The sequence below is a fragment of the Agromyces sp. GQ35 genome, from assembly GCF_059758475.1.
Genome location: NZ_JCAXEO010000001.1, coordinates 1,278,664 through 1,304,345, shown reverse-complemented (window position 1 = coordinate 1,304,345; position 25,682 = coordinate 1,278,664). Strand labels below are relative to the sequence as shown.

The following is a 25,682-nucleotide window of genomic DNA, read 5'->3' as shown; positions in this document are numbered from 1 at the left end:
CACGGGGCATGACGCAATCATTACGGAACGCGAACGGCCTCGCGAGACGAAGCCGGACACCGGCGTCCGCGAACCGTAAGACTTGTCGGCAGCGGTGGGAACCCGTGCGTGTTCGACTGGCGCCATGGCCGATCTCACGACCCGCGCCGCCGCCCGTGTCAGCGCAGCGGTGGAGGGACTCGCCGCTCGCGCCGGTGACGCTGCCGCCGACCCGGTGAAGTCACCCCGCACGGCGGTCGTCGTCGGCCGTGTCCTCGCGATCGCCTTCCTCCTCTGCTTCGCGACCGGGCTCTACAGCCACGTGCTGCAGAGCCCGCTGCCGTGGTTCACCCCTCCGACCCGGCCCGTCGAGCTCTACCGTTGGACCCAGGGGTTGCACGTGATCTCGGGCATCGCCACGGTGCCGCTGCTACTCGCCAAGCTCTGGACGGTGTACCCGCGGCTGTTCAGCTGGCCGCCGGTGCGCTCGATGGGACACCTGCTCGAACGCGCGGCGATCGCACTGCTCGTCGGAGTCGCGCTGGCGGAGGTCACGATCGGACTGCTCAACATCGTGCAGTGGTATCCGTTCCCGTTCTCGTTCCGCTCCACCCATTTCGCGCTCGCCTGGGTGCTCATCGGCACCCTCGCGATCCACGTCGGCGTGAAGCTGCCCGTGATCGTGCGGCACTGGCGGCGGGTTCGCGGCGAGCGCCCGACGGGCGGGCGGTTCGTCTCGCGACGAGGGTTCCTCGGCGCCGTGGGTGCGGCCACCGCATCGACGGTCGTGCTCACGGCGGGGCAGTCGGTCGAAGTGCTGGCCCCGCTGAACGTCTTCGCACCCCGGCGCATGGGCGTCGGCCCGCAGGGGCTGCCGGTCAATCGCACCGCCGTGCAGGCCGGCGTGATGGCGAAGACGACCGCGCCCGACTGGTCGCTGCAGCTCATCGGTCCGTCGGGCATCCGTTCCTTCACCCGGGAGCAACTGCTCGGGATGCCGCAGACCGAGGCGGTGCTGCCGATCGCGTGCGTCGAGGGCTGGAGCCAGTCGGCGTCCTGGCGCGGCGTGCGTCTGGCCGACCTGCTCGACGAACTCGGCGTGCGGCCGCGGCATCCGCTCGTCATCACGAGCCTGCAGCAACGCGGCGCGTTCCGGGTCACCGAGATGCCGCCCGAGTTCGCGCTCGACCCCCTGACCCTCGTCGCGCTCGAGTTGAACGGCAGCGCGCTGCACCTCGACCACGGCTATCCGGCCCGGATCATCGCCCCGGGACGACCGGGCGTGCTGCAGACCAAGTGGCTGCACTCGATCGAGGTGCGCTCGTGAGACTCGCCCGGGTGCTGCTGATCGCGGCGGGTCTCGCCGCTGCCGGCTGGGGCGGCTCGCTGCTGCTGATGTCGACGCCGACGCAGTGGCTCGGCGTCGGCGTCTGGCTCGGGGCCGCGATCGTCGTGCACGACGGGATCGTGGCACCGGTCGCCGTCGCGATCGGGCTCGGCGCGCACCATGCTGGGGCACGGTTCGGAGGGCGAGGCATCGCCGTCGCACAGGGCGCGTTGCTGGTCGGCGCCGTGCTCACGGTGGTGGCCGTGCCGGCGATCGTGGCCTCGACCCTCGGCAACCCGAACCCGACGATCCTCGTGGGTGCGTACGTGCCGTCCCTCATCATCGCCTGGGCTGTGCTGCTCACCATCGCCGTCGCGGCGCTCGGGAGCTCGCGTCTCGCTCAGGCCGCGCGCGAACCCTCGGACTCCGCACGCACGAAGTGACGGCCGTCGGCCACCCAGTGTTCGATGAGCGTGAGTCCGGCGCCCTCGGCGAACGGCCGCAGTGCCGCCCAGCCGACTCTCGCCCACGGGAAGGGTTCGCTCTCGTTGCCGTCGTCGTCGACGACGGTGAACATCGCGACCGCGACCAGTTCCGGCTCGGGCTCCGCCTCGATCACGATCGACCCGCCGTCGCCGAGGAGCGAACGGCATCGTTCGAGCAGCGCACGGGGATCGCCGCCGATTCCGACGTTGCCGTCCATGAGCAGCACGGTCTGCCACCGTCCTTCGAGCGGCAGCCGCTCGAAGATCGAACGGGTGAGCGCCAGGCTTCCGTCGAGCCGGGTGTGCGCCACCGCATGCGGTGCGATGTCGATGCCGAGCACCGGCAGCGACCGTGCGGCGGCAGCGCGAACCATCCGTCCGGGGCCGCAGCCGACGTCGAGCACCGGCCCGGAGGCGCCGGCGAGCGCGGTGAGATCCGCCGGCGTCGCCGATCGCACCCATCCACCGGCGTCGAGGCGATGCACCGTGGATGCTCCGTCGACGCTGCGCAACGAGAGGACACCGTGCCGTCCGTCGACGAACAGGCGTCGGTACGGTTCTCCCCTGCCGGCGCCGAAGACACCGCGACTCGGCATCGAGACCGTCATGCGAATACCCGGCGTCCGAGCCTGCGATACTCGGCCGCGAACCGGGTCCCGGGTGCCGCAGCGGCAACCAGCTCGGCCTCGATCGCAGTGTCGACATCGACCAACGTCGGGAGTCGGCCCACCGAACGACCTGCGGCGATCAGGCGGCGCAGCTGGAGATCGCCCGTGTCGGGGAGCGACATCGGCACGCCCCTGATGAGCTCGCCGCTCGGTGCGCGCATGCCGAGCGCCCAGAAACCGCCGTCGGCTGCAGGACCGAACCAGCAGTCGAACCCGTCGTCGCGATCGAAGTCCTCGAGTGCGGCGGCGACGTGCCGCACCTCGAACTGGGGCGTGTCCATGCCGAGCAGCAGCACCGGCCCGTCGAACAGGTCGAACGCGTGGCCGAGCCGCGTGTCGAGGCCGCCGTCGACCTGCTGCACCAGGTCGAATCCCCGGGCCGCCGCCGGCGGGGTCGCGCCGTCGAAGTAGAGCACTCGCCGGGCCACCGGCAGCATCGCGACACCGGCGAGCGTGTCGTCGAGGCTGGCCGCGGCGAGGGCCGCAGCCTCCTCGAGGGTGAACGGCGGGCTGAGCCGCGTCTTCACTCGCCCCGGGCGGCATTCCTTCGCGATCACCACCAGGGTGGTCATCCGGGAACCTCGGCGAACACACGCGACATGTCGGAGATGGCCGTCAGCGTTCCGCGCACCGTGCCCGTGACCTTCGATCGGCCTTCGCGCGGGGTGTACGGCACATCGAGTTCGCGAATGCGCCAGCCCGCCTCCGAGGCGCGCAGCACCATCTCGAGCGGGAAGCCGCTGCGACGATCACGAAGATCGAGCGAACGCAGCTCGGCGGTGCGGGCGACCCGCATCGGTCCGAGGTCGTGCAGGAGGGCGCCGGTCCGGCGGGTGAGCCGGCGCGCGAGCACCGCGTTCGCGAGCCGGGCATGCAACGGCCAGGCACTGAACGTCACCGGGCGGCGACGCCCGAGCACGAGGTCGGCCTCGTGCCGGGTGAGCAGCTCGACGAGCCGCGGCAAATGCGCCGGGTCGAGTGAGGCGTCGGCGTCGCAGATCGCGAGCACCGGGGCATCCGCAGCCATGATGCCGGCGTGCACGGCTGCTCCGAACCCGCGTCGGGGTTCCTCGACGACCGTCGCCCCTGCGCGACGTGCCACGTCGGACGAACGGTCGGTCGAGCCGTTGTCGACGACGATCGCCCGGTACCCCTCGGGCAGGCGCTCGAGCACCCACGGGAGCGCCAGCTCCTCGTCGAGGCACGGGAGCACGACATCGACCCGGACCATACCCATGCTTCGACGCTAACCACGGGTCACCCTGGCGGCACCGTCCAAGTCTTACGGAACGCGAACGGATGTCCCGATCCCTCCCTGGTGCCCTGGGGCGGCGACGTACGCTGTCAACGTGTCTCCCGCTGCACCTTCCTCCGTCGGCAACGAGGACCTCGTGGGTCGCCGGGTGGTCGTCGTCGACGACGACCCCACGGTCGCCGAGGTCGCGTCGAGCTACCTGCGCGCCGCAGGGTTCATCATCGACGAGGCCCGCGACGGGTTCGCGGCGCTGCAGCTCGCCGAGCGGATCGACCCAGACCTCGTGGTGCTCGATCGCATGCTGCCGGGAATCGACGGCATCGAGGTGTGCCGCCGGTTGCGCGAACGCAGCGCGGTGCCCGTGATCCTGCTCACCGCGCTCGGGTCGGAGGACGACCGCATCGCCGGGCTCGAGGCCGGCGCCGACGACTACCTCGCCAAGCCGTTCTCACCGCGTGAGCTCGTGCTGCGCGTGCAATCGGTGCTGCGGCGGTCGATCGACGAGTTCACGCCCGAATCGGTGCTCGAATTCGGCGAGTTCCGGCTCGATCCCTCGGCCAGGGTCGCCACTCGAGCCGGCACCGAGATCCCGCTGACCTCACGCGAGTTCGACCTCTTCGAATTCCTGGCAAAGCACCCCAACCAGGTCTTCAGCCGCGAAGACCTGCTGCGTACGGTGTGGGGATGGACCTACGGCGATCTCTCGACCGTGACCGTGCACGTGCGGCGGCTTCGCGAGAAGATCGAGCGCGACCCGCGCACACCGACACTGCTCACCACGGTGTGGGGCGTCGGCTACCGATTCACGATGGGCGGTGCATCCGATGCCATGGTCTGATCTCGTCGCGATCGCCACGGTCGCGCTGACCGCGAGTGCCATCGTCGGCGGGGCGGGTGTCCTCGTGCTGCTCGCACTGCGGCGGTCATCGCTCGTCCTGCAGGTGTGCGTGCTCGTGCTCGCCGCGGTCGGCGCTGTCGTGGCGAGCATGATCGGCGTCGCCAACGAGATGTACCTCTCCGAGCACGACTTGACGGTCGCCGTCGCGGTGGCCGCGGTCTCGGGCGTCGTCTCGCTCGTGCTGGTCACCGTGCTCGGTCTTCTCGTCGCGCGCAATTCACGCGCCCTCTCGGCCGCTGCGCGACGCATCGGGGCCGGCGAACGCCTCGACACGGCCGGACGGTCGACGAACAGCGAGCTCAACGCGCTCGCCGCCGAACTCGTCGCGACGAGCGCGAAGCTCACCGAGGCGCACGAGCGCGAACAGCGCATCGAGGCGTCCCGGCGCGAACTCGTGGCCTGGATCTCGCACGACCTCCGTACGCCGCTCGCCGGCATGCGGGCCATGGCCGAGGCCCTCGAAGACGGCATGGCACCCGACGTCGATCGGTACCACCGGCAGATCCGCATTCAGGTCGAACAGCTCTCGTCGATGGTCGACGACCTCTTCGAGCTGTCGAAGATCGATTCCGACACCCTCCGCCTGTCGCTGAAGGAGGTTTCGCTCTACGACGTCGTGAGCGACACCGTCGCCGACCTTCGCCCGGTGTCGCGAGGGCGCGAGATCCGCGTGGAGGCGCCGCTCGCACAGGGTCTCGTCGTGATGGCCGACCCCCGCGAGCTGTCGCGCGCGATCGGCAACCTGCTCATGAACGCCATTCAGCACACGCCCGAGGGCTCGGCGATCACGGTCGCGGTCGACGTCGTCGACGAACACGCGATCGTCTCGGTCATCGACTCGGGCGGCGGCATCGCCGAGGAGGACCTCGACCGGGTGTTCGAGCCCGCGTGGCGCGGATCGCCGGCGCGCACGCCGTCGCTCGAAGACAGCCGTTCGAGCGGCGCCGGTCTCGGCCTCGCCATCGTTCGGGGCATCATGCGGGCGCACCGCGGCGAGGTGGAGGTACGAAACGTGCCCGGCGGATGCCGCTTCGACCTGCTGTTGCCGAGGGAGACGCCGGCCGTCACGTGACCGCGACGAAGTCGCGCAGCCCCTGATCGAGCGTCACGCCGGCCGCCCAGCCGAGCTCGGACCCGGCGCGAGCGGAGGACGCCGTGATGTGCCGCACGTCGCCGAGCCGGTACTCACCGGTGACGACCGGCGACGGCCCGCCCATCACGTGCGCGAGGCCGATCGCCACTTCGCCGACCGTGGTGACGCTGCCCGATCCCACGTTGAACGCTCGTGCCGTGCCTGCGGCGAGCGCGGGCAGCCGCTCGATCGCGGCGAGGTTCGCGGCGGCGACATCCGACACGTGCACGAAGTCGCGTCGCTGGGCGCCGTCTTCGAACACCCGAGGCGCCTCGCCGCGCTCGAGCGCCGAGCGGAAGAGCGCGGCGACGCCCGCGTAGGGGGTGTTCCGCGGCATCCGTGGCCCGTACACGTTGTGGTACCTCAGCATCGCTGCGGTACCACCGGTCGCTCGGGCCCACGTCGCGGCGAGGTGCTCCTGCGCGAGCTTCGTGAGGGCGTAGGCGTTGCGCGGGTCGAGGGCGTCGTCCTCGTCGACGAGGTCGGGCGCGAGCGGCTCGCCGGTGACGTCGTCGCGGGGGTCGAACCGGCCGGCGTCCAGGTCGGCTGCGTCGCGCGGCGCCGGCCGGCGGCGCGCTCCCGAGGCATCCCGGTAGGCGCCCTCGCCGTAGACGACCATCGACGAGGCGAGCACGAGCCCGCCCGTTCCCGCCCTCGCCATCGCGGCGATCAGCTCGGCCGTGCCGGCGACGTTGCTCGAGGCGTAGTCGGGGGCGTCCGCGAGGTCGACGCCGAGGCCCACCTTCGCGGCCTGGTGGCAGACGACGTCGACGCCGACGAGCGCACGATCGAGAAGATCGCGATCACGGATGTCTCCGCGCACGAGTTCGACCCCCTCGACCCGAGCCGGTGGCCGCTCGTGCACGTCGGCGCGCAGCGAGTCGAGCACCCGCACCGTGCGGCCCGCCGCGACGGCCAGTCGAACGACCTCACCGCCGATGAATCCGGCGCCGCCGGTGACGAGCAGTGTCACGACGTCACCGGCGCCTGTGCGAGGAGTGCGTCGATCGCGGCCTGGTCGATGAGCTGACGTGGGGCGTACTCCGCCGGCACGGCGTCGACGACGCGGGAGATCGCCTCGACGAGCCGGGGCCGCGCCTCGGCGAGGCGCCGGAACACGAGTTCGGCGGTGACGGCATCGGGGTCGTCGTCGGAGATGCCGCTGTCGGTGTCGGTCACGACGCACAGCGACACCGTGCCGATGCCGATCTCCGCGGCGAGGGCGACCTCGGGGCAGAGTGTCATGTTGACGAGATCGGCACCCGACTGGCGCAGCAGCACCGACTCCGCGGCCGTCGAGAATCGTGGGCCCTGGATGACGGCAACGGTCGCCGCCGGCACGGCATCGGGCAGTTCGCCGATGGCGAGTGCGCGCAGCACGGGGCAGAACGGCTGCGTGAACGGCAGGTGGCGAACGACGCCGCCGTCCCCGTCGAAGAACGTGTCACGCCGCGCGACCGTGCGGTCGATGAGCTGGTCGGCGATGGCGAGGGTGCCCGGCGGATACTCGGCGCGAAGCGAGCCGACCGCCGCCGTCGAGACGACCGCTCGAGCGCCGAGGCTCGCCAGGGCCCACGCGTTCGCCCGAGCGTTGATGCGGTGCGGCGCGACCGTGTGACCCGCAGCGTGCCGGGCGAGGAAGGCGACGCCGCGGCCGTCGAGCTCTCCGACGGTCACGGCCGCGGCCCCGTAGGGCGTCGCGATGTCGCGCGGCACGCCCCCTTCGACGAGTTCGTAGAGCCCGGTGCCGCCGATCACGCCGATGAGGTCCGTCATCCTTCAAGCCTGCCCCGTGCCGTTCGTGCCAGCGCGGCTTTTCCTTACGATCCGATGACGGCGGGAGGCGGAGTGACCGTGGTCGCAGCGGGGTGCCGCCCCGTGGCGCGATATCGCAGGAACCACGCCAGCATGAGCGCCGAAGCCAGCAGGTAGAAGGTGTGCAGGAACCAGATCGGGCCGAGCGGCAGGCTGAAGACGTACAGGGAGTGCACGGCGTTGCCGATGTTCGTGATCGCGAGGTTGCCGAAGCTGTACGACGAGAGGTCCCGCGTGCGCACGGCCTTCATCAGCATGGGCAGGTAGCTCATGGCGAAGAGGCCGGTCGAGAGGATGCCGGCGAGTACGGCGAGGTCCATGCACCCGACGGTACGAAGGTGCCGTCGCCGCGGCATCCGGAGAATCACCCATTCCGGGATGCCGCGGTGGAGCGCTTCGATCCTCCATCACACCCGCCGTGCCCGCGCCTCAGATCAGGGCGTGCTCGTAGGCGTACGCCGTCGCCGCCGCACGCGACGAGACGCCGAGTTTCGCGAAGACGTTGCTGAGGTGACGGTCGACCGTCTTCTCGCTGAGGTACAGCTGGCCGGCGATGCCGCGGTTCGTCTTGCCCTCCGCGACGAGGCGCACGACCTCGATCTCGCGGGGGGTGAGCGCACCGAATGGGGCAGGAGCGCCCCTGCGCGCGATCGCATCGACCTGCAGCAGCTCGGGTGCCGCGCCGAGCTCGAGGAACACGACTCGAGCGGCATCCAGCTCCATCGCCGCGGATGCCTCGTCGTCGAGCGCCCGCCATGCGCGCGCCGTGAGCACTCGACATCGCGCCGCCTCGTAGGGTGCGTCGACCTCCTGCCAGCTCGTCCACGCCGTGCGCAGCGGGCCGAGCGCGGCTCGGGCGTCGCCCTCGGCGATCAGCACCGCACCCTCGGATCGTGCACCGACCGCGCGCCGCAGCGGCTTCGCGTCCGTCGGGGTCGCCCCGAGCAACTCGTCGGCGGCGCGCCGGGCAGCCGCGACGTCACCTGCGGCGAGCTCGATCTCGACCACCGCGGGCAGCAGGCGGTGGCGTGTCGCGAGGTCGACCTGCTCGGCGACCGCGCCGATCTGCGAGCGCGCCAGTCGCACGTTCCCCTGAGCGAGCCGGAGCAGTGCCTGGCCGGGCTGCGGCGGCCACCCCGTCTCGGCGGCATGCTGGTACGCCGCTTCGGCCGGGGCGAGCTCACCGCGCAGCCGGTGCACCTCGCCCTGCAGGTACCATCCCGAGAACTCGGCGTTCCAATCGCCGTGGTTCGCCAGCTCCACGGCCACCCTGGCCGCGTCGAGCGCGTCCTGCCACGCGCCGTGCAGGCAGTACAGCTCCGCCCGATGCGCCTGGCACATGCCGCTGAACATCACCATGTCCGGTCGCTCGCCGCACCAGTGGTCGAGGGCGACCGTCCACTCCTGGGCGCGGCGCACGTCGAACGCGAGGTGGCAGCTGCCGATCACCTCGCAGTACACGATTCCGGATGCCACGGGTGAGATCTCCCCCGCGGTGACCGCGACCATCACCTCGTCGAGGCGCCCGAGACCCGCGTCCGCACGACCGAGCATGATCTCCGCCTGCGCGAGGCCGAGGTGGGCCAGGGCCATGACATCGCGGTCGCGGAACCGCTCGCCGATCGTGTGCACCTCGGCGAAGGTCTGCGCCGCGCCCTCGATGTCGCCCTCGAACAGCTGCCCGAGTCCGACGGGAATCCGTGCGAGGCCAGCTGCCGATTCGGCCCCGCGCCCGCCCTCGGCGACTCGCGCGGCGCGCGCGAGCCACCCTCCGCCGGGCGCACGGTCGCCCCTGTCGGTGAGGTAGATGCCGATCCATGCGGCGGAGCGGGCTGCACCGGCCGGGTCGTCGGCGTCGAGGAACGCCTCGTGCGCGCGCGTCGCGAGGTCGATGCCGACCGTGTCGCGGCCGAGCAGCAGGGCAGCCGTCGAGAATCGCTCGACGTCAGCGGCTTCGAGCTCGCCTTCGCCGTCGGCCTGCGCCAGCGCTTCGAACGCGTCGAGCCAGCGGTGCTCGGCGAAGGCCGTGCGACCGTGAACGAGGGCTGCCGAGGAGTTCATCTGCCTCCCACCGACGAACGAGCGGGGCGAACCGCCGGATACACGTCACGGTACGCCTGCGCCGCGGACCGGGCAAGAAGCGCGAAGCCGAATCAGCTCGCCGCGTGTGCGCGGCGTCGCGCCTGCTTCACCTGCTTCTCCGCCAGCTTCTCGTCGGTCGGCGTGCCGACCGACGCCATGACCGTGTGGAGCGCGACGAACTTCGCCATCTTGTTGGCCTGCTTCGCCTGGGCGTTGCGCCGTTTGATCGTCTTGGCGCGCTTCTTCGCGTCGGTCTCGGCGAGCGCCCGCCGACGGGCATCGCCCGAGCTGGTGGCCACGATCGAGGCGCGTTCGAGCTGCGCCGCGGCCTTGCGCGCCATCCGCTTCGCGCGCCGCGGACGGACGCGCGCCTCGTTGCTCGCGGCGCGGACCCCGTCGCGGGCACCCGCCGTCTTCGCCTCGAACTTCGCGCGGGCCTCGACGGAGAGGGTCTTCGCCAGCTTCTGCGCTTGCTTGCCTGCGCGCTTCGCCTCGGCGACGGCCTTTCGGGCCTCGCGTCGCTCGGTGCGTGGCGTGGTTGCGTTCGACTTCGCCATGTCGTCCTCCGTTCCGGGGGGTCGTTCGCCAGTGTGTCACCGCCGCGGCGGCGGGCACAGCGGTTGACCGGAGCTGCGCAGTCGGCTACACGGCGCGCTGCGACTGCCGACGCACGTGTTCGACGACGACGATGCCCGAGGCGTACGGGGTGGCCTCGACCAGCTCGAATCCGCGAGTTCCGTAGCTGCCGGGGGCGAACAGCGGAATGCCGTCGCCGAGCAGCACCGGGTTCACCTTCAGCACGAGCCGATCGATCTCCTCGATGAGGACACTGGCGAGCGACCCTCCGCCGCACAGCCAGATCTCGGCGCCCCGCTCGGCCTTCAGCTCTCGCACGACGCCGACGGGGTCGCCGGCGATCGTCGTGACCCCCTCGCCGTCTGCAGCATGGCTGCGTGAGAAGACGATCTGACGCAGGTGCGCGTACGGGCTCGTCATGCCGTACGGCAGGCCGACGGCGTAGGTGTTCCAGCCCATGAGCACGGTGTCGAAGCTCGTCGCGGCTTGCGCGATGCCGAGCGCTTCGGCCGCGACGGTCGGCACGGCGTCGGGGTAGCGCGTGAACATGGCGTCCATATGGTCGCCCTCGGCGAGGAAGGCGTCGAATTGACCGGCGGGTCCGGCGATGCAGCCGTCGAGGCTGACGGCGGCGTAGTACACGAGTTCTCGCAAGTTCGTCCTATCCACGATTGATGTAGTGGTTGGAGACTACAACATGCGTAGTGGTTTGCGCTACTCTCAATCCATGGCACGCAATGACGAGCGACGAGCGACGATCGCCGACGCCGGCCTGCGGGTGCTCGCCCACGAGGGCGCCCGCGGGCTCACGCATCGCGCGGTCGACACCGCGGCCGGCGTCCCCGCCGGCACCACCTCCAACTACTTCCGCAGCCGCGACGCCCTCATCGCCGGACTCGTCACGCGCATCGGCGAGCGCCTCGCCCCGACTCCGGCCGATCTCGATCAGCGCGCCGGCACCCCGCCGAGTCGCGCGCTCTTCGCCGACTACCTCCGCGACATCGTGCGCCGTCTCAGCCAGAACTCCGAGGTGACGCTCGCCCTCTTCGAGCTCCGGCTCGAGGGCGCCCGCCGGCCCGAACTCGCCGAAGTGCTCGCCTCGTGGCAGCGAGCCGCGTTCGACGCCGACGTCGCGTTCAACGAAGCGGCGGGCCTGCCCGGCGGTCGGCGCGAGATCGCCCTCTTCCACTACGCGATCGACGGCCTGCTGTTCGACCGTCTCACTTCGCCGATCGACCCCGGCACGCGCACCGACGAGATCATCGACGCGCTCGTCGAGCGGCTGCTCCCGGCAGCCTGACCGCAGGCCACGAGAACGCGGATGCCGCGAGCCGCTCCGGCTCGCGGCATCCGCTGTTCGTACCGGCTCGGCTACGCCTGCGCGTTGGCGGCGGCGAGCAGTTGCTCGACCTGCTCGCGACCGACCGGCATGCCCGGGAACGACGCCAGTCGCCCGATCGGGAACGACGCCATCATCTTGAACATCGACGGGTCGGCCATCAGCGCACCGGCCGTGCCGCCGTCGCCGCCGGCGAACGCCTGCTGCACGATGGGCCCGGCCACCGGGTGCGCGAGGATCTCGCCGATCGAGGAGTCCATCGTGAGCGGCACGTTCACGGCATCGCCGTCGACGACGACGGGGAGAACCTGACGGATGTCGCGGCTCGACGCTCCGACCTCGACACGGTACGTCCCGCCCTCGACGAGCCAGCCGTCGACGCGGATGTCCCAGTACGCGAGGTCCTCCCGACGCACGCGCACCGCGACCTCGCGCGATTCACCCGCGGCGAGCGCGACCTTCGCGAAGCCCGTGAGCTCGCGGGGGGCGCGGGTGACGGTCGAACCCGGCAGCGAGGTGTACACCTGCACGACCTCGGCGCCGTCGCGGTCGCCCGTGTTCGTCACGGTCACACGCACCGTGAGCCCGGCGGCATCGGTCGTCGCCGAGGCATCCGCGTACTCGAAGCTCGTGTACGAGAGACCGTGGCCGAACGGGTACGACACCGCGAGCTCGCGCGCGTCGTACCAGCGGTAGCCCACGAAGAGCCCCTCGCCGTACCGCACATGACCGTGCTCGCCCGGGAAGTCGAGGTAGGCGGGGCTGTCGGCGAGCCGCACCGGGATCGTCTCCGCGAGGCGGCCCGACGGGTTCACGACGCCGTAGAGCACGTCGGCGATCGCGCCGCCGCCGGCCTGGCCGAGCAGCCAGCCCTCGACGATCGCAGGCACGTGCGCGGCGAGACCCGAGAGGCGCACGACGCCGCCGTTCGAGAGCACGACGACGACGCGGGGGTTCGCGGCGACGACCGCCTCGGCGAGCGCGAGCTGCGCCGCCGGCAGCTCGATGTCGTCGCGGTCGAAGCCCTCCGACTCCTGCGCGGCGGGCACTCCGAGGAAGAGCAGCACGGTGTCGGCAGCGGATGCCGCGGCGACCGCCTGTGCGGTCAGCTCATCGGATGCCGCGCCGTCGCCGTCGTAGCCGGCAGCGAAGGGCACCTCGACGCCACCGGCACCGGCGAGCACCCGGATCTCGTCGAGCGCGGTGTCGAGTCGCGTCGGGTTGATGAGCGACGACCCGGCGCCCTGGTACCGCGGCGTGCGGGCGAGCTCGCCGATCACTGCGACGGATGCCCCGGGCGCGATCGGCAGCACGGCGTCGTCGTTCTTCAGCAGCACGATCGATGCCCCGGCGACCTCGCGGGCGAGTGCGTGGTGGGCGTCGACGTCGTACGAGGCATCGGCTCGAGCGCCATGTACGGCCCTCTGCACGAGTTCGACGTTGCGCCGCGCCGCCGTGTCGAGCACCGACTCGTCGAGCGCGCCGTCGCGCACCGCCGCCACGAGCTCGGCGTCGGTGCGGCCCGAGCTCGACGGCATCTCGAGATCGAGGCCGGCGACGACACCCGTGACGCGGTCGTTGACCGCGCCCCAGTCCGAGACGACGACACCGTCGAAACCCCACTCGTCGCGCAGCACCGAGTTCAGCAGCCACGGGTCCTCGGAGGTGTAGACGCCGTTCAGCCGGTTGTACGAGCACATGACCGTCCACGGCTGCTCGCCTTCGACGACGCGCTGGAAACCGCGCAGGTAGATCTCGCGCAGCGGGCGCTGGTCGATGTCGGCCGACACCCGCATGCGGTCGGACTCCTGGTTGTTGGCGGCGAAGTGCTTGAGCGATGCACCGACGCCCTGCGACTGCAGGCCGCGCACGAGCGCTGAGCCGAGCACGCCCGAGACGAGCGGATCTTCGGAGAGGTACTCGAAGTTGCGTCCGCAGAGCGGCGAGCGCTTGATGTTGACACCCGGGCCGAGCAGCACGCCGACGCCCTCGGCCTGCGCCTCCTCACCGAGGGCGTTGCCGACCCGCTCGAGCAGTCCGGGGTCGAACGAGGAGCCGAGTGCGACGGCGGGCGGAAAGCATGTGGCCGGCACGCTGTCGCCGATGCCGAGGTGATCGCTGCCCTCGCGCTGCTTGCGCACGCCGTGCGGGCCGTCGGTGAGCAGGATCGAGGGCACGCCGACGCGGTCGACGGCCTTCGTGGTCCAGAAGTCGGCGCCGCTCGTGAGCGAGGCCTTCTCCTCGAGGGTGAGGTCGGCCACGATCTCCCCGGCGGGGCGATCGAGAGCGGATGCCGCGGCATCCGTCGGGTTCAGGGTGTCGGTCATGATGCTCCTTCGTGTGCCGGTGATGGGATCCTCCGCCGGAAGAGGGGTTTTCCGCGGTCCGCGCGCAGCAGGGGCGCGAACGCCCACCACAGCACGAGGGTCGCCGACGCGCCACCGATGACGCCGAACACGGCGTCGGAGAACCAGTGCGCGTTGATGAGGGTGCGCTGCCAGACCATGCCGACGGCGATGAGTCCGCCGACGATCCACCAGACGTTGCGCGTGGCCGCCGGCAGCAGGGCTGCGACGGCGACGAGCAGGATGCCGGCGCTGACCGCATGGCCCGACGGGAACGAGCCGTGGTCGACCGCGAAGAGCGGGCCGAAGAGGTCGTTCGCGAGGTCTTCGGCGGGCCGCGGGCGGTCGACGAGGTTCTTCGTCAGCTGCGAGACGACGAGGCTGCCGCCGAACTCGGCGCTCAGGAAGAAGAGAGCCGAGCGCCAGCGACGCACGATGAACAGCCACGCCGGAATGATGAGGATCGTCAGCACGGCACCCGGCAGTTCGCCGAGGTACTGGAAGAACATCGGCACCGCCCAGCTGGCCTGCCCCGCTTCAGGCCCGCTGCCGAAGATCGACCGCCACGCGTCGTCGAGGGGCTGGGTCAGCGGGTGCTCGACATCGGCGACGACCGCGAATGCGAACAGCACGAAGAGCGCAAGGCCGGTCACTCCCGCGATGAGCAGTGCACGCGGGCGGCGTTCGGTGCGAGCAGCGGATGCGTCGGGCCCACCCGCCCCGGGCAGGCGAGTGCGTGTCGGGGCGGATGCCGCAGCGCCATCCGTCATCACTTCACCGCCTTGATCGGCCAGACGGCGAACGCTCCGAGGATCGACAGCGCGATCGCGACCGGGAAGAGCGCCGCGTAGCCACCGAAGGCGAGCACGATCGCACCGCCGACGGCGGGAGCGAGGGTCTGAGGCAGGGTCGCGGCGATGTTCACGACGCCGAGGTCCTTGCCGAATGACTCCTTCGAGGGCAGCACCTCGCTCATGAGCGCCTGATCGACGGCCTGGAACATGCCGAAGCCGAAGCCCGCGATGACGGTGAACACGAGCCAGCCGGTGTAGGTCGGCAACACAAGGGGCACGAGGAAACCGAGTCCGACGAGCACCGACGACAGGAAGACGAAGATCTTGCGCCGTCCGAGCTTGTCGGAGAGCGGGCCGCCGATGACCATCGCGATGATCATGCCGGCGAGGCTCAGCAAGCCGAACACCGGGATCGCCGCCGCAGCACCGTCCTCGCCGAGCTGGATGTAGTCCGCGAGGATGTACAGCTGGAATCCGGTGACGGCGAAGTACCCGGTGTAGAGCAGCAGGCGACCGGTGAACGCCCAGAAGAAATCGGGATGCTTGATCGGGTTGACCCAGAACGTGTGGAGGAACACCGAGAGCGAGAACCGCGAGTTCACCTGCTCCTTGCTGGAGTGGTCCGGGTTGAAGACGACGAAGAGCACTGTGACAATGAGCGCGATGCCGGCGAGCAGCATGTACGCCGCCGGGATACTCGAGCGCAGTGAAGCGCCGGCGACCTGGCCGCCGATCGCGCCGAACATCGCGCCCATGCCGGCGAGCGCAGCGAACGTGCCTCGAGCCGCGCGGGGCACCCGGTCCGGCAGGATCGCACTCAGCGGGCCCTGTGCGAAGTTGTAGGCGATCTGCACGATGGTCCACGCGATCGCGATCTGCACGAGGCTGTCGGCAAGTGCCATACCGATGAGCGCAAGGCCGCCGATGAGCACCCCGCCCACCATCCAAGGGGCACGACGACCGAACTTCGAGCGGGTGCGGTCGGAGACCATACCGGCGATCGGCTGCGCGAGCATCGCCGCGAAGGCGGCGATCGTAGCGATCAGCGTGAGGTTCGCGACCTTGTTCTCGGGGTCGATGCCCGAGACCTGCAGCGGGAGCAGCACGGACGGGATCGCACCCCAGAGGACGAAGATCGCCATGTTCGCCGGGATGATCCAGCCGAGCAGTCGCTTGACCGTGCCGGTGACGAGCGGTCGGGGGTCGTCCGTGCCGTCGGGCTCGACGGTGGGCGCGGGGGCAGACGCCATTGTCATATCTGGTCCTTTCGCGGCCTCGACGGTGAGGCGGGTGGCAAAACCATACATCGCTCGGTTTTCGTTCGCAACCACAGTTCCGTAGCATGCAGGTATGGCGGCACGCAGGGGTTCATACGCGAAGGGCGTCGCGAAGCGCGAGGAGATCCTCACGGCGGCGCTCGACGTGATCGCACGCAACGGCTATCGCCGCACGAGCGTGCGCGAGCTCGCCGATGCCGTCGGGCTCAGCCAAGCCGGACTCCTGCACTACTTCTCGTCGAAAGAGGAGCTCTTCCAGGAGATCCTCCGCAAGCGCGACGAGGTCGACATGGCGAACTACGGCATCGACACCGACCAGTCGATCGACGGCCTGCTCTCCCTCGTCGGCCACAACATGGACGTGCCCGGCCTCGTGCAGCTCTACGCGCAGGTCTCGACCGAGGCGGCCGGCGACCCCGACCACCCGGCGCACGCGTTCTTCATCGAGCGGTACGGAACGATCCGCGGCGCCTTCGCCGAGCTCATCCGGCGGGAGCAGGCCGCCGGACGCGTCGGCGCCGACATCGATGCCGACACCACGGCGGCGCTGCTCGTGGCGGCAACCGACGGCCTCCAGACGCAGTGGATGCTCGACCCGTCATTCGACATGGTCGACCACATCCGGCGTTTCTGGGATCTCGTGACACGACGGGCCTGATGATGCCACGGCCCAGCCTCGTCTCGGGTGACGTGCGCCGGCACAACCTGACCGTCGTGCTCGAGCACATCGCACGCAGCGGGCCGAGTGCGCGCAGTGAGATCGCCGAGGCGACGGGGCTCACGCGAGGCGCCGTCACCGCGCTGGCGAGCGCGCTCACCGAGGCGGGCGTGCTCGGCGAGACCGACCCGATCGCGAGCGCCAAGGGCCGGCCGATCACGCGGCTCGAGCTCATCGCCGCCGAGGTCGCGATCCTCGTCGTGCAGCTCGACGCCGACGCGGCGACGGCACTGCTCACGACGCTCGCCGGTGGCGAACTGTTCCGCGTCTCTGCGCGGCACGGCCGACCGATGGGCGACCCCGACGCGGTGCTCGACGTGCTCGCCGACGTCACCGGCGAGGCGCTCGAGGCGGCATCCGAGCTGGGGCGTCTCGTCGCCGACCTGACCGTCGTGGTGTTCGCGCCGGTCGGCGGCGACCCGGCCGTCGTGCTCGCCGACACCGACCTCGGCTGGGGAGCGGTCGACGTGCTCGAGGGCGTGCGGCGGCGCATCCCGTCGCTGCCCGAGCGTGCCACCCTCGCTTCCGACGGATGGCTCGCAGCCGGCGCCGAACGCGCGCTGCTGACCGACGTCCACGACCTGGTCTATCTCAAGAGCAACTCGGGCATCGGCGGCGCACTCATCTCGGACGACCGGATCGTCGGGGGTGCGCACGGCGTGGGCGGAGCGCTCGGGCACCTTCCCCTCGTTCCGAACGGCGAGCCCTGCGAGTGCGGTCAGCACGGATGCCTCGTGACCGTCGCCGGACCCGACGCACTGCTCGAACGCGCCGGCCTCGATCACCTGGTGGCCGAACGCGGCCTCGCCGGCGCGCTCGCCGAACTCTCGGCGCGGATCACCGCCGAGGAGGCGGCCGCATCCCACGCCTGGAGTGCGGCGCTCCCCTGGATCGCTCGGGCACTCCAGGTCATGTGCCTCGCGACCGATCCGGCGACGATCGTGATCGGCGGGTACTGGGCCGCGCACACGGCTTCGATCGAGCGCGCGTTCCGCGCGAACCGGCCGACGATCGCCGAACCCTCCGCCGGGGCATCCGCCGTGCCGATCGTCTCGGCCGGGCGACTCGGCGACGACGCGGCACTGCTCGGCGCCGTCTGGGCCTCACGCGACCGGCTACTCGCCGACCCGGCCCGCCTCGGCGCCTGAGGCAACGGCGACCCATTTAGTTCAACGGTTGAATTTCCCGACGATTCGTCGCATACTCATTGCCGAGCGTCATTCGGTTTTGGGCGCTCCTCCTGCACCATCGGCCGTTCTCAACGAAGAGGAGCCCCGTGTCCATCCAGCCCCCCGCCTCCAACGACCCGACCACGCTCGTCGCCCCCACCGGCGCGATCTCCACCGCCGCGCCGGTCCCGGGCGAGGCGCCGCAGAGCCCGCCGCCCACCCGGGCGTTGCTGCCCGGCATCCTCGTCACCGCGCTCACGCTCTTCGCGACCTACGGCGGCCTGATCGCGATTCTGCTGCCGACCCAGATCGCGCTCCTCGACGAGCAGAACAAGGTCGCGAACCTGGCGATCGTCTCCACGGTGTCGTTCGTCTTCACGCTCTTCGCCCAGCCCATCGTCGGCGCGTTCAGCGACCGCACGCGTTCGCGCTTCGGCCGGCGCACCCCGTGGATGGTCGGCGGTGCCCTGATCGGCGGCGTGTTCCTGCTCGGCCTCGGCTCGCTCACCTCGCTCGTCTGGATCGCGGTGTTCTGGGTCATCATCCAGGTCTCGTTCAACGCGCTGCAGGGGCCGCTCAGCGCGCTCACTCCCGACCGGTTCCCGCGCGAGAAGCGCGGTACCGCGAGTGCCATGTTCGGCATCGGCTCGCAGCTCGGCATGACCGTCGGCATCATGCTCGCGGGCGCACTGGCCGCGAACCTCGGCGTCGGCTACTCGGCGTTCGGCATCGCGGTCATCGTGGTGACCCTGCTCTTCGTGCTCGTCAATCGCGACTGGTCGTCGAAGGACGCCGTGGTGCCCGCGTGGAGCTGGAAGCAGTTCTTCGCCGGCTTCTGGATCAGCCCCCGCAAGCACCCCGACTTCGCGTGGGCGTTCGCGGCGCGCTTCCTGCTCGTGCTCGGCTACTTCGTGGTCACCGCCTTCCAGCTCTACATCCTCACCGACTACATCGGCATGCCGCTCGTCGAGGCGCAAGGCGCGGTCGTCACCCTCACGCTCGTCGCGTTCGTGCCGACGCTCATCGCGATCGGCCTCTCGGGCTGGTGGAGCGACCGGATCGGCCGTCGCAAGGTCTTCATCTACGCGGCATCCGTCATCATGGTCGCCGGCCTGGCCGCGCCGCTGCTCATGCCGAACATGACCGGGATGATCGTCATGAGCATCATCAACGGCATCGGGTTCGGCCTGTACATGTCGGTCGACGCGGCACTCATGACCGAGGTGCTGCCGGGTGGCGGCGCGGCCGCGGGCAAGGACCTCGGCATCCTGAACGTCGCCACCAACATTCCGCAGGCGCTGAGCCCGGCCATCGCGGGCGTCATCATCGCCTCGTTCGGCGGATACCCCGTGCTGTTCGTCTTCGGTATCGTCGCAGTCATCGCCGCGGCGCTTGTTCTCATCCCCATCAAGAGCGTTCGTTAGGAGCATCCGCGTGACCGACACCACCACCGCCGCCACCGCCTTCGTCGAGGTCGACACCCGCGCCGGCCGAGTACGCGGCGCCTGGCGCGGCGAACCCGGCGGTGCCGGTGCATCCGCCGCCTTCCTCGGCATTCCCTTCGCCGAGGCACCCGTCGGCGAGTGCCGATTCGCCGCGCCAGTGCCCCATGCACCGTGGGCGGGCGTGCGCGACGCACTCGAGTACGGCGCGACCGCGCACCGCGACGACGCCGGCCCGACGCTCATCCCCGAACCGGCGATCCCGGGCGACTCGACGCTCAACGTCAACGTCTTCACGCCGGCACCGGCGACGGACGCCTCGCTGCCGGTGCTCGTCTACATCCACGGGGGCGGCTACTTCGCCGGCTCCCCCGCCAGCCCCTGGTACGACGGCGCCGCATTCAACCGCGACGGCGTCGTCACCGTGTCCATCTCCTACCGACTCGGCTTCGACGGCTTCGGCTGGATCGCGGATGCCCCGCTGAACCGCGGCGTGCTCGACTGGCTGCTCGCCCTCGAGTGGGTGCGCGAGAACATCGCGGCATTCGGCGGCGACCCGGCACGGGTCACGATCGCGGGCCAGTCGGCCGGCGGCGGCGCGGTGCTCACGCTGCTCGGCATGCCGCGCGCACAGTCGCTCTTCACGGGCGTCTACAGCATCTCGGGGGCGGCCGCCGACGTCACGCTCGAGCACGCCGAGGCCTTCGGCCGCAAGCTTGCGGCCCTCGGCGGCGTCGAGCCGACGCGCGCGGGGCTCTCGTCGTTGAGCGAGGAGCGCGTGTTCGAACTGCAGCAGCAGCTCAACGGCCCGCAGCCCGGCGGCACGCCGATGGACCTGCTGCGCGGCTTCATCGACGACGGCCTCACCCTCGGGCCGGTGATCGACGGCGAGCTCATTCCGCACGCCACCGTCGACGCGATCGCCGCGGGCATCGGGGCTGACAAGGGCCTCGTACTCGGAACGGTCGACGACGAGTTCTCGATGATCCTCGACGAGGCGAAGGGCAAGCTGCGCTGGGTTCCCGCCTCAGTCATGCTCGGCAAGGTCGGGCTCACCGGCCGCGTTCGTGCGGCCTACCTCGCCGCGAATCGCGACGTCCGCAAGCGCGGCACGGCGGCCGTCGTCGGCCGGTACATCACCGACCGGATGTTCCGAACGCTCGCTGTGCGCATCGCCGAGGCGCGCGGCGCTGCGCCGACCTGGCTCTACCGCTTCTCGTGGCGTTCGCCGAACTTCGGGAGCGCTGTGCACTGCCTCGACGTACCGTTCTTCTTCGACTGCCTCGGTGCCGAGCACATCTCGGCGCTCGCTGGCGATCACCCGTCGCAGTCGCTCGCCGACGACGTGCACCGCGATGCCGTGGCGTTCGTGCGCGACGGTGCGCCGTCGTGGCCGAGATTCACGGATGCCGCGGGCGAGACGCGCGTCTTCGACCTCCCGTCGAGCGTGGCGCGCGATGGATACGCGAGCGTGCGACCCCTGCTCTGAGCACGGGCCCGCGCGCGCGGGAATGATCGACGGGGCATCGTGCTTGCACCTCTCATGAGGCCACAGGACGCTTCGACCACCACCGTGATCGACCGGGGCGCGGCGATCGACGCCGCACTCGCCCCCGAGACCGACGCCGCGATGATCAGCGCGGTGCTCGAACGCCTGCACTGGCGCGTGCTGGAGTTCGGGCACCGCGAGCTCGCAGCGGCCGAGACGCATGCCGACGCCGGCCGGCCGGGCATCCGATTCCACTACGTCGCCACGGGCGCGCTCGAGCTCCGACGCGACGGCGACGAGCCCCTGGCGATGCAGGCCGGCGACTTCGTGCTGCTTCCCGACGGCGGAGCGGCACGACTGCGCGCCACCGCGGCGACCCTGCTGCTGAGCGGCTCCCTCGCCCTCGACGGCGGAGCGGCGATCAGCCCTGCCGTGATGCCGCCCGTGCTCTTCACCTGCGGCTTCCGCGTGCACGAGCCGATCTTCGCCTCGCTGCTCGACATGATGTACCGCGAGTCGTCGAACGATCGGGCGGGCAGCGGTTCGGTCATCGAACGACTCGCCGACGTGGTGGCATCCGCCGCCGTTCGCATCTGGCTGGAGCGCGGCTGCGGCGACGCCCGCGCCTGGCTGGCACCGGTGCGCGACCCCCACCTGGGGCGCGCGCTCGACGCGATCCACGAGGATCCGGGCTCGCCCTGGACAGTGGAGTCGCTCGCCCGGCTCGCGAGCGCCTCCCGCTCGCAGTTCGCCGAGCAGTTCAAGGATGCCGTCGGCGACACCCCTGCACGGTACCTCACGCGCGTGCGCATGGAGCGGGCCGAGCGGATGCTCCGCTCCGGAGCATCCGTCACCGACATCGCCTACCAGCTCGGCTACGAGAGCGACGCCGGGTTCAGCCGGGCATTCCGCCGCCACGCCGGCGTCGCGCCGAGCCGCTGGCGCAGGGTCAGCGCGGCGAGCGCGTCCGTGCCGAGCTGAGCACGCCCGCTCCGAGCACCGCGGCGATGCCGCCGCCGATGAGCGCCGCCTGCACCCCCACCGAGTCGACGAGCAGGCCGCCGACGGCGGCCCCGATCGTGATGGCGATCTGGAATGCGGCGACGACGAGTCCGCCGGCGCTCTCGAGCCGATCGGGGGCGACCCGTGCGATCCACGTCTGCACCATCGTCGGCACGGCACCGAAGCCGACGCCCCAGACGAAGACCGTCACGATCGCGAGCGCCAGGTTCGTGCCGAGCAGCGCGAACAGCACCGTGGCCGCGCCGATCGCGACGGGCGCCGCGATCACGAGCACCGGCAGTCGCTTGTCGGCGATCGGGCCGGCGGCGAGGTTGCCGACGAAGTTCGCGATGCCGTAGACGACGAGCAGCAGAGCCAGGAGCGCCGGCGTGAGCCCGTCGACGGACTCGAAGGCCGGCCGCAGGTACGTGAAGCCCATGAAGTGCCCGCCCGCGATGAGCGTGATCGCGAGGATGCCGAGCGCGACGACCGGCCGGCGAGCGGTCTGCAGGAGGGTGCGGAACCCCGGAGCACCGGTCGGCGGGAGCGACGGGAGCGTCGCGAGCTGCGCGGCGAGAGTGAGCACCCCGGCCCCCGCGGCGATCAGGAACACCGCGCGCCAGCCGAGCAGTTCGCCGAGGAACGCGCCGGCCGGCACCGCGGCGATCGTCGCGAGCGAGACCCCGGCGTTGACGACCGTCATCGCGCGGCCCAGCCGGTCGGCGGGCACGAGCTGCGCCGTGACGGCGAGCGACATCGCCCAGAAGCCCGAGATCGCGATGCCGAGCAACAGCCGCGATACGAGCATGAGGCCGAACACCGGCGACAGCGCGACGAGCACGTTCGAGACGATCGCGAGCGTCGTGAGGCCCGCCATCACCCAGCGCCGGTTCACCCGCGGCAGGCCCGACACGACGAGCGGGCCGCCGATGATGCCGATGATGCTCGTCGCCGTGACGAGCTGGCCGGCCGCGCCCTCGGAGATGCCGAGTTCTGCGGCGATCGGCGTGAGCAGGCTCGCCGGCAGGAACTCGCTCGCGACGAGCGTGAAGATGCCGAGCCCGAGCGAGACGACCGCGAGCCAGGCGGCCCGGGGCACCGGGGCCGGCGCGGTCTCGTTCGCAGTCGAGGATGCGGACGACTCCGCGGAGGTGAGCGTGTTCGACGACATGGAGCTCCTTCTGGTCTACGCCAAGCCTCACGCGACGAGCCGCAGCTCACCCGACCGTTCGTCGCCGCGACCCGACCGATCCGCCGGGATGGCGCTCGGCCGCGGCGCTCAGCTCCGCGACGGCTTCGTCGCGGAGTCGTCGGGCACGGCCGGCTTCGGCACCCCGTGACCGAATCGGCTGCGGATGCCCCACGCGGTGACGCGCAGCATCGCCTCGACGACGATGCCGGCGCTCATCTTCGACCGCCCGTGCGCGCGTTCGACGAAGGTCACGGGAACCTCGACGATCGTGAGCCCGGCTTCACGTGCGTGCCACAGCATGTCGACCTGGAACCCGTAGCCCCGAGTGTGCACGTCGTCGAGGCGGATCCGCCGCAGCGCACCGGCGCGGAACGCCCGATACCCCGCCGTGGCATCCCTGGTCGGCAGTCGCAGCACCCACCTCGCGTAGGCGCTGCCGCCTCGCGAGAGCAGCTGCCGGCGCCGGGGCCAGTTCTCGATCGAGCCGCCGTCGATCCACCGCGATCCGATGACGAGGTCGACGGGGCCGTCGAGTGCGGCGAGCAGGCGCGGCAGCTGCTCGGGCAGGTGGGAACCGTCGGCGTCCAGCTGCACGATCGGGTCGAAGCCCTCGGCGAGCGCCCACGCGAAGGCGTCGAGGTAGGCGGCGCCCAGGCCGTTCTTCTCCGTGCGGTGCAGCACCCGCACCGAGGCATCCGTGGCCGCCAGCTCGTCGGCGAGCACCCCCGTGCCGTCGGGCGAGGAGTCGTCGACGATGAGCACGGATGCCGCGGGCACGGCCGCACGTACGCGGGCCACGATCGCGGCGATGTTCTCGCGCTCGTTGTAGGTGGGGATGACCACCAGCGGTCGGTGCAATCCGCTCTCCGTGCTTCTCGGGATGGGGCGTCGGGCGTCTCGAGCCGCGACTTCACGCGCTCGAGATGAGGCATGGGCTCTCCGGCATCGTAGCGGGACCACCGTTCCCGAAGCTCGGTGAGCTCAGCGCACCCCGGCCATGAGCTTCAGCACGCCCCTGCTGCCGAGGGCGAGACCTGCGCCGAGCACGATCGCGATGCCCCCGAGCACGCCGAAGTAGGCGACCTCGTTGTCGGCCGAGTAGAACGTCGCGAGCTGGCCCGAGATCGCCGTGCCGAGCGAGACGGAGAGGAAGAAGAGCGCCACCATCTGCGTGTGGAACACCTTCGGTGCGAGCTTCGTCGTGACCGAGAGGCCGACCGGTGAGAGCAGCAGTTCGGCGACCGTGAAGACGAAGAGGATGCCGACGATCGCGAGCAGCGGCGTCGAGTTCGCACCGCCGCCGGCGAAGGGGATGAACAGCAGGAACGCCACGCCCATGATCGCGGTGCCGAGCGCGAACTTGATCGGCGTCGACGGCTGCCGGTCGCCGAGCTTCGTCCAGATCGCCGCGAACACGCCCGACAGGATGATGATGAAGATCGGGTTGATCGACTGCACCCACGAGATCGGCATCTCCCAGCCGAAGAGGTCGCGGTTCAGCTGCTCGTCGGCGTAGATCGTGATCACCGTGAACTGCTGCTGGTAGAGCGACCAGAAGGCCACGCTCGCGATGAAGAGCGGAATGAACCCGAACACCCGGCTGCGCTCGACGCCCGAGATGCGCCGGCTCGAGAGGATCACGACGAAGTACGACACCGCCGCGACGATGACCGCCCCGATGACCCAGGTCACGAGGTTCGTCGCCGTGATGAGGCCGGTCAGCACGAGCACGACGATGACCACGACGGATGCCACGGCGACACCGATCATGAGGCCGATGCGGTCGCGGGGCAGCGGGTTCGGCACCACGGATGCCTCGGGCGGCAGGCTCTTGCGCCCGAACGAGTACTGGATGAGCCCGAACGCCATGCCGACGGCGGCGAGTGCGAAGCCCCAGTGGAAGCCGGCCTCCTGCTGCAGCAGACCCGTGAGGATCGGGCCGAAGAAGGCGCCGAGGTTGATGCCGAGGTAGAAGATCGAGAACCCGGCGTCGCGGCGCGGGTCGTTCTCGGAGTAGAGCGTGCCGACGACGCTCGTGGCGTTCGCCTTCAGCCCGCCCGACCCGAACGCGACGAGCACGAGTCCGACGCCCACGCCGAAGAACCCGGGGATGAGTGCGAGGGCGATGTGGCCCGCCATGATGACGATGGCACTGTAGAACAGCACCTTCTCGCTGCCGAGCAGCCGGTCGGCGATCCAGGCACCGAGGATCGTGGAGAGGTACACCCCGCCGCCGTACGCGCCGACGATGCCGGCCGCCTCCGCCTGGTCCATGCCGAGTCCGCCGTCGGCGACGGAGAAGTACAGGTAGATCAGCAGGATCCCCTGCATGCCGTAGAAGCTGAAGCGCTCCCACATCTCGACGCCGAAGATGTGCACGAGTGATCGCGGCTGCCCGAAGAAGCCGCGGTCGCCGCGGGTATCGCGCGACGAGTCGCCTTCGCCGGTTCCCCTCGGCTCGGGCGGCCCGTGCTCCCCCGGAGCAGGTTCGGTGACGCTGCCCATGCCGGTCACCTTACTCCTCGGCGAGCCATCCCAGCATCAGTTCGCTCGCGCGGCGAGCACCCCGGGGATCACCCACCGAAGCCCTGCGAGGATACGACCATGACCATCACCGAAGAGCCATGGCGACTGCCGGGAACGTCGACCGCGCTCCGACTCCTGCAGGTGCTCTCTCGCACCCCGTCGGACGCCCCGT

25 protein-coding genes are annotated in these 25,682 nt (G+C 70.8%); 10 read left to right on the top strand and 15 right to left on the bottom strand.

From position 1 onward, the window contains the following. The first annotated feature begins 124 nt into the window (after nucleotides 1-124). Both AC6CH0_RS06125 and AC6CH0_RS06120 read left to right on the top strand, forming a co-directional pair. A complete protein-coding gene (locus AC6CH0_RS06125; RefSeq protein WP_498098920.1) occupies nucleotides 125-1,306 on the top strand; it encodes a molybdopterin-dependent oxidoreductase in 1,182 nt (393 codons plus the stop codon). Then, nucleotides 1,303-1,749, top strand: coding sequence for a hypothetical protein (locus tag AC6CH0_RS06120; protein ID WP_498098919.1), 447 nt, complete (start codon nucleotides 1,303-1,305; stop codon nucleotides 1,747-1,749). Before AC6CH0_RS06125 ends, AC6CH0_RS06120 begins: the two co-directional genes overlap by 4 nt. Here the strand turns inward: AC6CH0_RS06120 and AC6CH0_RS06115 are convergent. The 3 genes from AC6CH0_RS06115 to AC6CH0_RS06105 are packed head-to-tail and all read right to left on the bottom strand — an operon-like array spanning nucleotide 1,707 to nucleotide 3,696. Next, on the bottom strand, nucleotides 1,707-2,399 hold the full coding sequence (locus AC6CH0_RS06115) for a class I SAM-dependent methyltransferase (RefSeq protein WP_498098918.1): 693 nt from the start codon (nucleotides 2,397-2,399) through the stop codon (nucleotides 1,707-1,709). The genes AC6CH0_RS06120 and AC6CH0_RS06115 overlap by 43 nt on opposite strands. After that, on the bottom strand, nucleotides 2,396-3,031 hold the full coding sequence (locus AC6CH0_RS06110) for a TIGR04282 family arsenosugar biosynthesis glycosyltransferase (protein WP_498098917.1): 636 nt from the start codon (nucleotides 3,029-3,031) through the stop codon (nucleotides 2,396-2,398). Before AC6CH0_RS06110 ends, AC6CH0_RS06115 begins: the two co-directional genes overlap by 4 nt. Then, nucleotides 3,028-3,696 carry a glycosyltransferase family 2 protein gene (locus tag AC6CH0_RS06105; RefSeq protein ID WP_498098916.1) on the bottom strand — a complete coding sequence of 223 codons (669 nt, stop codon included), beginning with the start codon at nucleotides 3,694-3,696 and terminating at the stop codon, nucleotides 3,028-3,030. Before AC6CH0_RS06105 ends, AC6CH0_RS06110 begins: the two co-directional genes overlap by 4 nt. Nucleotides 3,697-3,808: 112 nt before the next feature. On the opposite strand from AC6CH0_RS06105, the gene AC6CH0_RS06100 reads away from it, so the two are divergent. Both AC6CH0_RS06100 and AC6CH0_RS06095 read left to right on the top strand, forming a co-directional pair. Next, nucleotides 3,809-4,552: a response regulator gene (locus tag AC6CH0_RS06100; protein WP_498098915.1), complete on the top strand. Its 744-nt coding sequence runs from the start codon at nucleotides 3,809-3,811 to the stop codon at nucleotides 4,550-4,552. Further along, on the top strand, nucleotides 4,539-5,684 hold the full coding sequence (locus tag AC6CH0_RS06095) for a sensor histidine kinase (RefSeq protein WP_498098914.1): 1,146 nt from the start codon (nucleotides 4,539-4,541) through the stop codon (nucleotides 5,682-5,684). Before AC6CH0_RS06100 ends, AC6CH0_RS06095 begins: the two co-directional genes overlap by 14 nt. On the opposite strand, the gene AC6CH0_RS06090 is transcribed toward AC6CH0_RS06095, so the two are convergent. From AC6CH0_RS06090 to AC6CH0_RS06065, 6 genes are all read right to left on the bottom strand, one after another. Continuing rightward, the gene (locus AC6CH0_RS06090) at nucleotides 5,677-6,717 is read right to left on the bottom strand and encodes an NAD-dependent epimerase/dehydratase family protein (RefSeq protein WP_498098913.1); all 1,041 of its coding nucleotides are present in this window, start codon (nucleotides 6,715-6,717) and stop codon (nucleotides 5,677-5,679) included. The genes AC6CH0_RS06095 and AC6CH0_RS06090 overlap by 8 nt on opposite strands. Continuing rightward, complete coding sequence (locus tag AC6CH0_RS06085; RefSeq protein ID WP_498098912.1) at nucleotides 6,714-7,520, bottom strand: MTAP family purine nucleoside phosphorylase; 807 nt, start codon at nucleotides 7,518-7,520, stop codon at nucleotides 6,714-6,716. The genes AC6CH0_RS06090 and AC6CH0_RS06085 overlap by 4 nt, the downstream gene beginning before the upstream one ends. Nucleotides 7,521-7,564: 44 nt before the next feature. Further along, nucleotides 7,565-7,879: a hypothetical protein gene (locus tag AC6CH0_RS06080; protein WP_498098911.1), complete on the bottom strand. Its 315-nt coding sequence runs from the start codon at nucleotides 7,877-7,879 to the stop codon at nucleotides 7,565-7,567. 109 nt (nucleotides 7,880-7,988) lie between these two features. Beyond that, on the bottom strand, nucleotides 7,989-9,620 hold the full coding sequence (locus AC6CH0_RS06075; protein WP_498098910.1) for a helix-turn-helix transcriptional regulator: 1,632 nt from the start codon (nucleotides 9,618-9,620) through the stop codon (nucleotides 7,989-7,991). Between the two features lie 92 nt (nucleotides 9,621-9,712). Continuing rightward, entirely contained in the window at nucleotides 9,713-10,198 is a 486-nt protein-coding gene (locus tag AC6CH0_RS06070) for a hypothetical protein (protein WP_498098909.1), read from the bottom strand. 85 nt (nucleotides 10,199-10,283) lie between these two features. Further along, a complete protein-coding gene (locus AC6CH0_RS06065) occupies nucleotides 10,284-10,871 on the bottom strand; it encodes a dihydrofolate reductase family protein (RefSeq protein ID WP_498098908.1) in 588 nt (195 codons plus the stop codon). A gap of 73 nt (nucleotides 10,872-10,944) precedes the next feature. On the opposite strand from AC6CH0_RS06065, the gene AC6CH0_RS06060 reads away from it, so the two are divergent. After that, nucleotides 10,945-11,517 (top strand): TetR/AcrR family transcriptional regulator, encoded by a 573-nt coding sequence (locus AC6CH0_RS06060; RefSeq protein ID WP_498098907.1) that lies wholly within the window; start codon nucleotides 10,945-10,947, stop codon nucleotides 11,515-11,517. A gap of 71 nt (nucleotides 11,518-11,588) precedes the next feature. Here the strand turns inward: AC6CH0_RS06060 and AC6CH0_RS06055 are convergent, their stop codons facing one another. Genes AC6CH0_RS06055 through AC6CH0_RS06045 form a run of 3 tightly spaced genes read right to left on the bottom strand, consistent with a single transcriptional unit; the run spans nucleotide 11,589 to nucleotide 15,945 of the window. Continuing rightward, on the bottom strand, nucleotides 11,589-13,883 hold the full coding sequence (locus AC6CH0_RS06055) for a glycoside hydrolase family 3 C-terminal domain-containing protein (RefSeq protein WP_498098906.1): 2,295 nt from the start codon (nucleotides 13,881-13,883) through the stop codon (nucleotides 11,589-11,591). Next, nucleotides 13,880-14,671 (bottom strand): phosphatase PAP2 family protein, encoded by a 792-nt coding sequence (locus AC6CH0_RS06050; protein WP_498098905.1) that lies wholly within the window; start codon nucleotides 14,669-14,671, stop codon nucleotides 13,880-13,882. The genes AC6CH0_RS06055 and AC6CH0_RS06050 overlap by 4 nt, the downstream gene beginning before the upstream one ends. After that, nucleotides 14,671-15,945 carry an MFS transporter gene (locus AC6CH0_RS06045; protein WP_498098904.1) on the bottom strand — a complete coding sequence of 425 codons (1,275 nt, stop codon included), beginning with the start codon at nucleotides 15,943-15,945 and terminating at the stop codon, nucleotides 14,671-14,673. The genes AC6CH0_RS06050 and AC6CH0_RS06045 overlap by 1 nt, the downstream gene beginning before the upstream one ends. Nucleotides 15,946-16,045: 100 nt before the next feature. Between AC6CH0_RS06045 and AC6CH0_RS06040 the strand changes: the two genes are divergently transcribed. The 5 genes from AC6CH0_RS06040 (at nucleotide 16,046) to AC6CH0_RS06020 (ending at nucleotide 21,771) form a co-directional block, all read left to right on the top strand. Further along, nucleotides 16,046-16,630: a TetR/AcrR family transcriptional regulator gene (locus tag AC6CH0_RS06040; protein WP_498098903.1), complete on the top strand. Its 585-nt coding sequence runs from the start codon at nucleotides 16,046-16,048 to the stop codon at nucleotides 16,628-16,630. Between the two features lie 2 nt (nucleotides 16,631-16,632). Then, nucleotides 16,633-17,838 (top strand): ROK family protein, encoded by a 1,206-nt coding sequence (locus tag AC6CH0_RS06035; RefSeq protein WP_498098902.1) that lies wholly within the window; start codon nucleotides 16,633-16,635, stop codon nucleotides 17,836-17,838. Nucleotides 17,839-17,966: 128 nt separating this feature from the next. Continuing rightward, complete coding sequence (locus tag AC6CH0_RS06030) at nucleotides 17,967-19,283, top strand: MFS transporter (RefSeq protein ID WP_498098901.1); 1,317 nt, start codon at nucleotides 17,967-17,969, stop codon at nucleotides 19,281-19,283. Between the two features lie 10 nt (nucleotides 19,284-19,293). After that, a complete protein-coding gene (locus tag AC6CH0_RS06025; RefSeq protein ID WP_498098900.1) occupies nucleotides 19,294-20,790 on the top strand; it encodes a carboxylesterase/lipase family protein in 1,497 nt (498 codons plus the stop codon). 84 nt (nucleotides 20,791-20,874) lie between these two features. Beyond that, the gene (locus AC6CH0_RS06020) at nucleotides 20,875-21,771 is read left to right on the top strand and encodes an AraC family transcriptional regulator (RefSeq protein ID WP_498098899.1); all 897 of its coding nucleotides are present in this window, start codon (nucleotides 20,875-20,877) and stop codon (nucleotides 21,769-21,771) included. On the opposite strand, the gene AC6CH0_RS06015 is transcribed toward AC6CH0_RS06020, so the two are convergent. From AC6CH0_RS06015 to AC6CH0_RS06005, 3 genes are all read right to left on the bottom strand, one after another. Next, entirely contained in the window at nucleotides 21,740-22,963 is a 1,224-nt protein-coding gene (locus tag AC6CH0_RS06015) for an MFS transporter (RefSeq protein ID WP_498098898.1), read from the bottom strand. The two genes, AC6CH0_RS06020 and AC6CH0_RS06015, sit on opposite strands and share 32 nt — an antisense overlap. Nucleotides 22,964-23,071: 108 nt before the next feature. Further along, complete coding sequence (locus tag AC6CH0_RS06010; RefSeq protein ID WP_498098897.1) at nucleotides 23,072-23,842, bottom strand: polyprenol monophosphomannose synthase; 771 nt, start codon at nucleotides 23,840-23,842, stop codon at nucleotides 23,072-23,074. Nucleotides 23,843-23,965: 123 nt separating this feature from the next. Continuing rightward, on the bottom strand, nucleotides 23,966-25,489 hold the full coding sequence (locus tag AC6CH0_RS06005) for a peptide MFS transporter (RefSeq protein ID WP_498098896.1): 1,524 nt from the start codon (nucleotides 25,487-25,489) through the stop codon (nucleotides 23,966-23,968). Between the last annotated feature and the right edge of the window lie 193 nt (nucleotides 25,490-25,682).

Excerpts from the sequence above, each read along its gene's own strand:
- AC6CH0_RS06005 (WP_498098896.1), bottom strand. The coding sequence starts at position 25,489 with ATGGGCAGCGTCACCGAACCTGCTCCGGGGGAGCACGGGCCGCCCGAG.
- AC6CH0_RS06045 (WP_498098904.1), bottom strand. The coding sequence starts at position 15,945 with ATGGCGTCTGCCCCCGCGCCCACCGTCGAGCCCGACGGCACGGACGAC.
- AC6CH0_RS06080 (WP_498098911.1), bottom strand. The coding sequence starts at position 7,879 with ATGGACCTCGCCGTACTCGCCGGCATCCTCTCGACCGGCCTCTTCGCC.
- AC6CH0_RS06070 (WP_498098909.1), bottom strand. The coding sequence starts at position 10,198 with ATGGCGAAGTCGAACGCAACCACGCCACGCACCGAGCGACGCGAGGCC.
- AC6CH0_RS06035 (WP_498098902.1), top strand. The coding sequence starts at position 16,633 with ATGCCACGGCCCAGCCTCGTCTCGGGTGACGTGCGCCGGCACAACCTG.
- AC6CH0_RS06015 (WP_498098898.1), bottom strand. The coding sequence starts at position 22,963 with ATGTCGTCGAACACGCTCACCTCCGCGGAGTCGTCCGCATCCTCGACT.
- AC6CH0_RS06115 (WP_498098918.1), bottom strand. The coding sequence starts at position 2,399 with ATGACGGTCTCGATGCCGAGTCGCGGTGTCTTCGGCGCCGGCAGGGGA.
- AC6CH0_RS06055 (WP_498098906.1), bottom strand. The coding sequence starts at position 13,883 with ATGACCGACACCCTGAACCCGACGGATGCCGCGGCATCCGCTCTCGAT.
- AC6CH0_RS06095 (WP_498098914.1), top strand. The coding sequence starts at position 4,539 with ATGCCATGGTCTGATCTCGTCGCGATCGCCACGGTCGCGCTGACCGCG.
- AC6CH0_RS06110 (WP_498098917.1), bottom strand. The coding sequence starts at position 3,031 with ATGACCACCCTGGTGGTGATCGCGAAGGAATGCCGCCCGGGGCGAGTG.
- AC6CH0_RS06040 (WP_498098903.1), top strand. The coding sequence starts at position 16,046 with ATGGCGGCACGCAGGGGTTCATACGCGAAGGGCGTCGCGAAGCGCGAG.
- AC6CH0_RS06105 (WP_498098916.1), bottom strand. The coding sequence starts at position 3,696 with ATGGGTATGGTCCGGGTCGATGTCGTGCTCCCGTGCCTCGACGAGGAG.
- AC6CH0_RS06125 (WP_498098920.1), top strand. The coding sequence starts at position 125 with ATGGCCGATCTCACGACCCGCGCCGCCGCCCGTGTCAGCGCAGCGGTG.
- AC6CH0_RS06075 (WP_498098910.1), bottom strand. The coding sequence starts at position 9,620 with ATGAACTCCTCGGCAGCCCTCGTTCACGGTCGCACGGCCTTCGCCGAG.
- AC6CH0_RS06085 (WP_498098912.1), bottom strand. The coding sequence starts at position 7,520 with ATGACGGACCTCATCGGCGTGATCGGCGGCACCGGGCTCTACGAACTC.
- AC6CH0_RS06060 (WP_498098907.1), top strand. The coding sequence starts at position 10,945 with ATGGCACGCAATGACGAGCGACGAGCGACGATCGCCGACGCCGGCCTG.
- AC6CH0_RS06050 (WP_498098905.1), bottom strand. The coding sequence starts at position 14,671 with ATGACGGATGGCGCTGCGGCATCCGCCCCGACACGCACTCGCCTGCCC.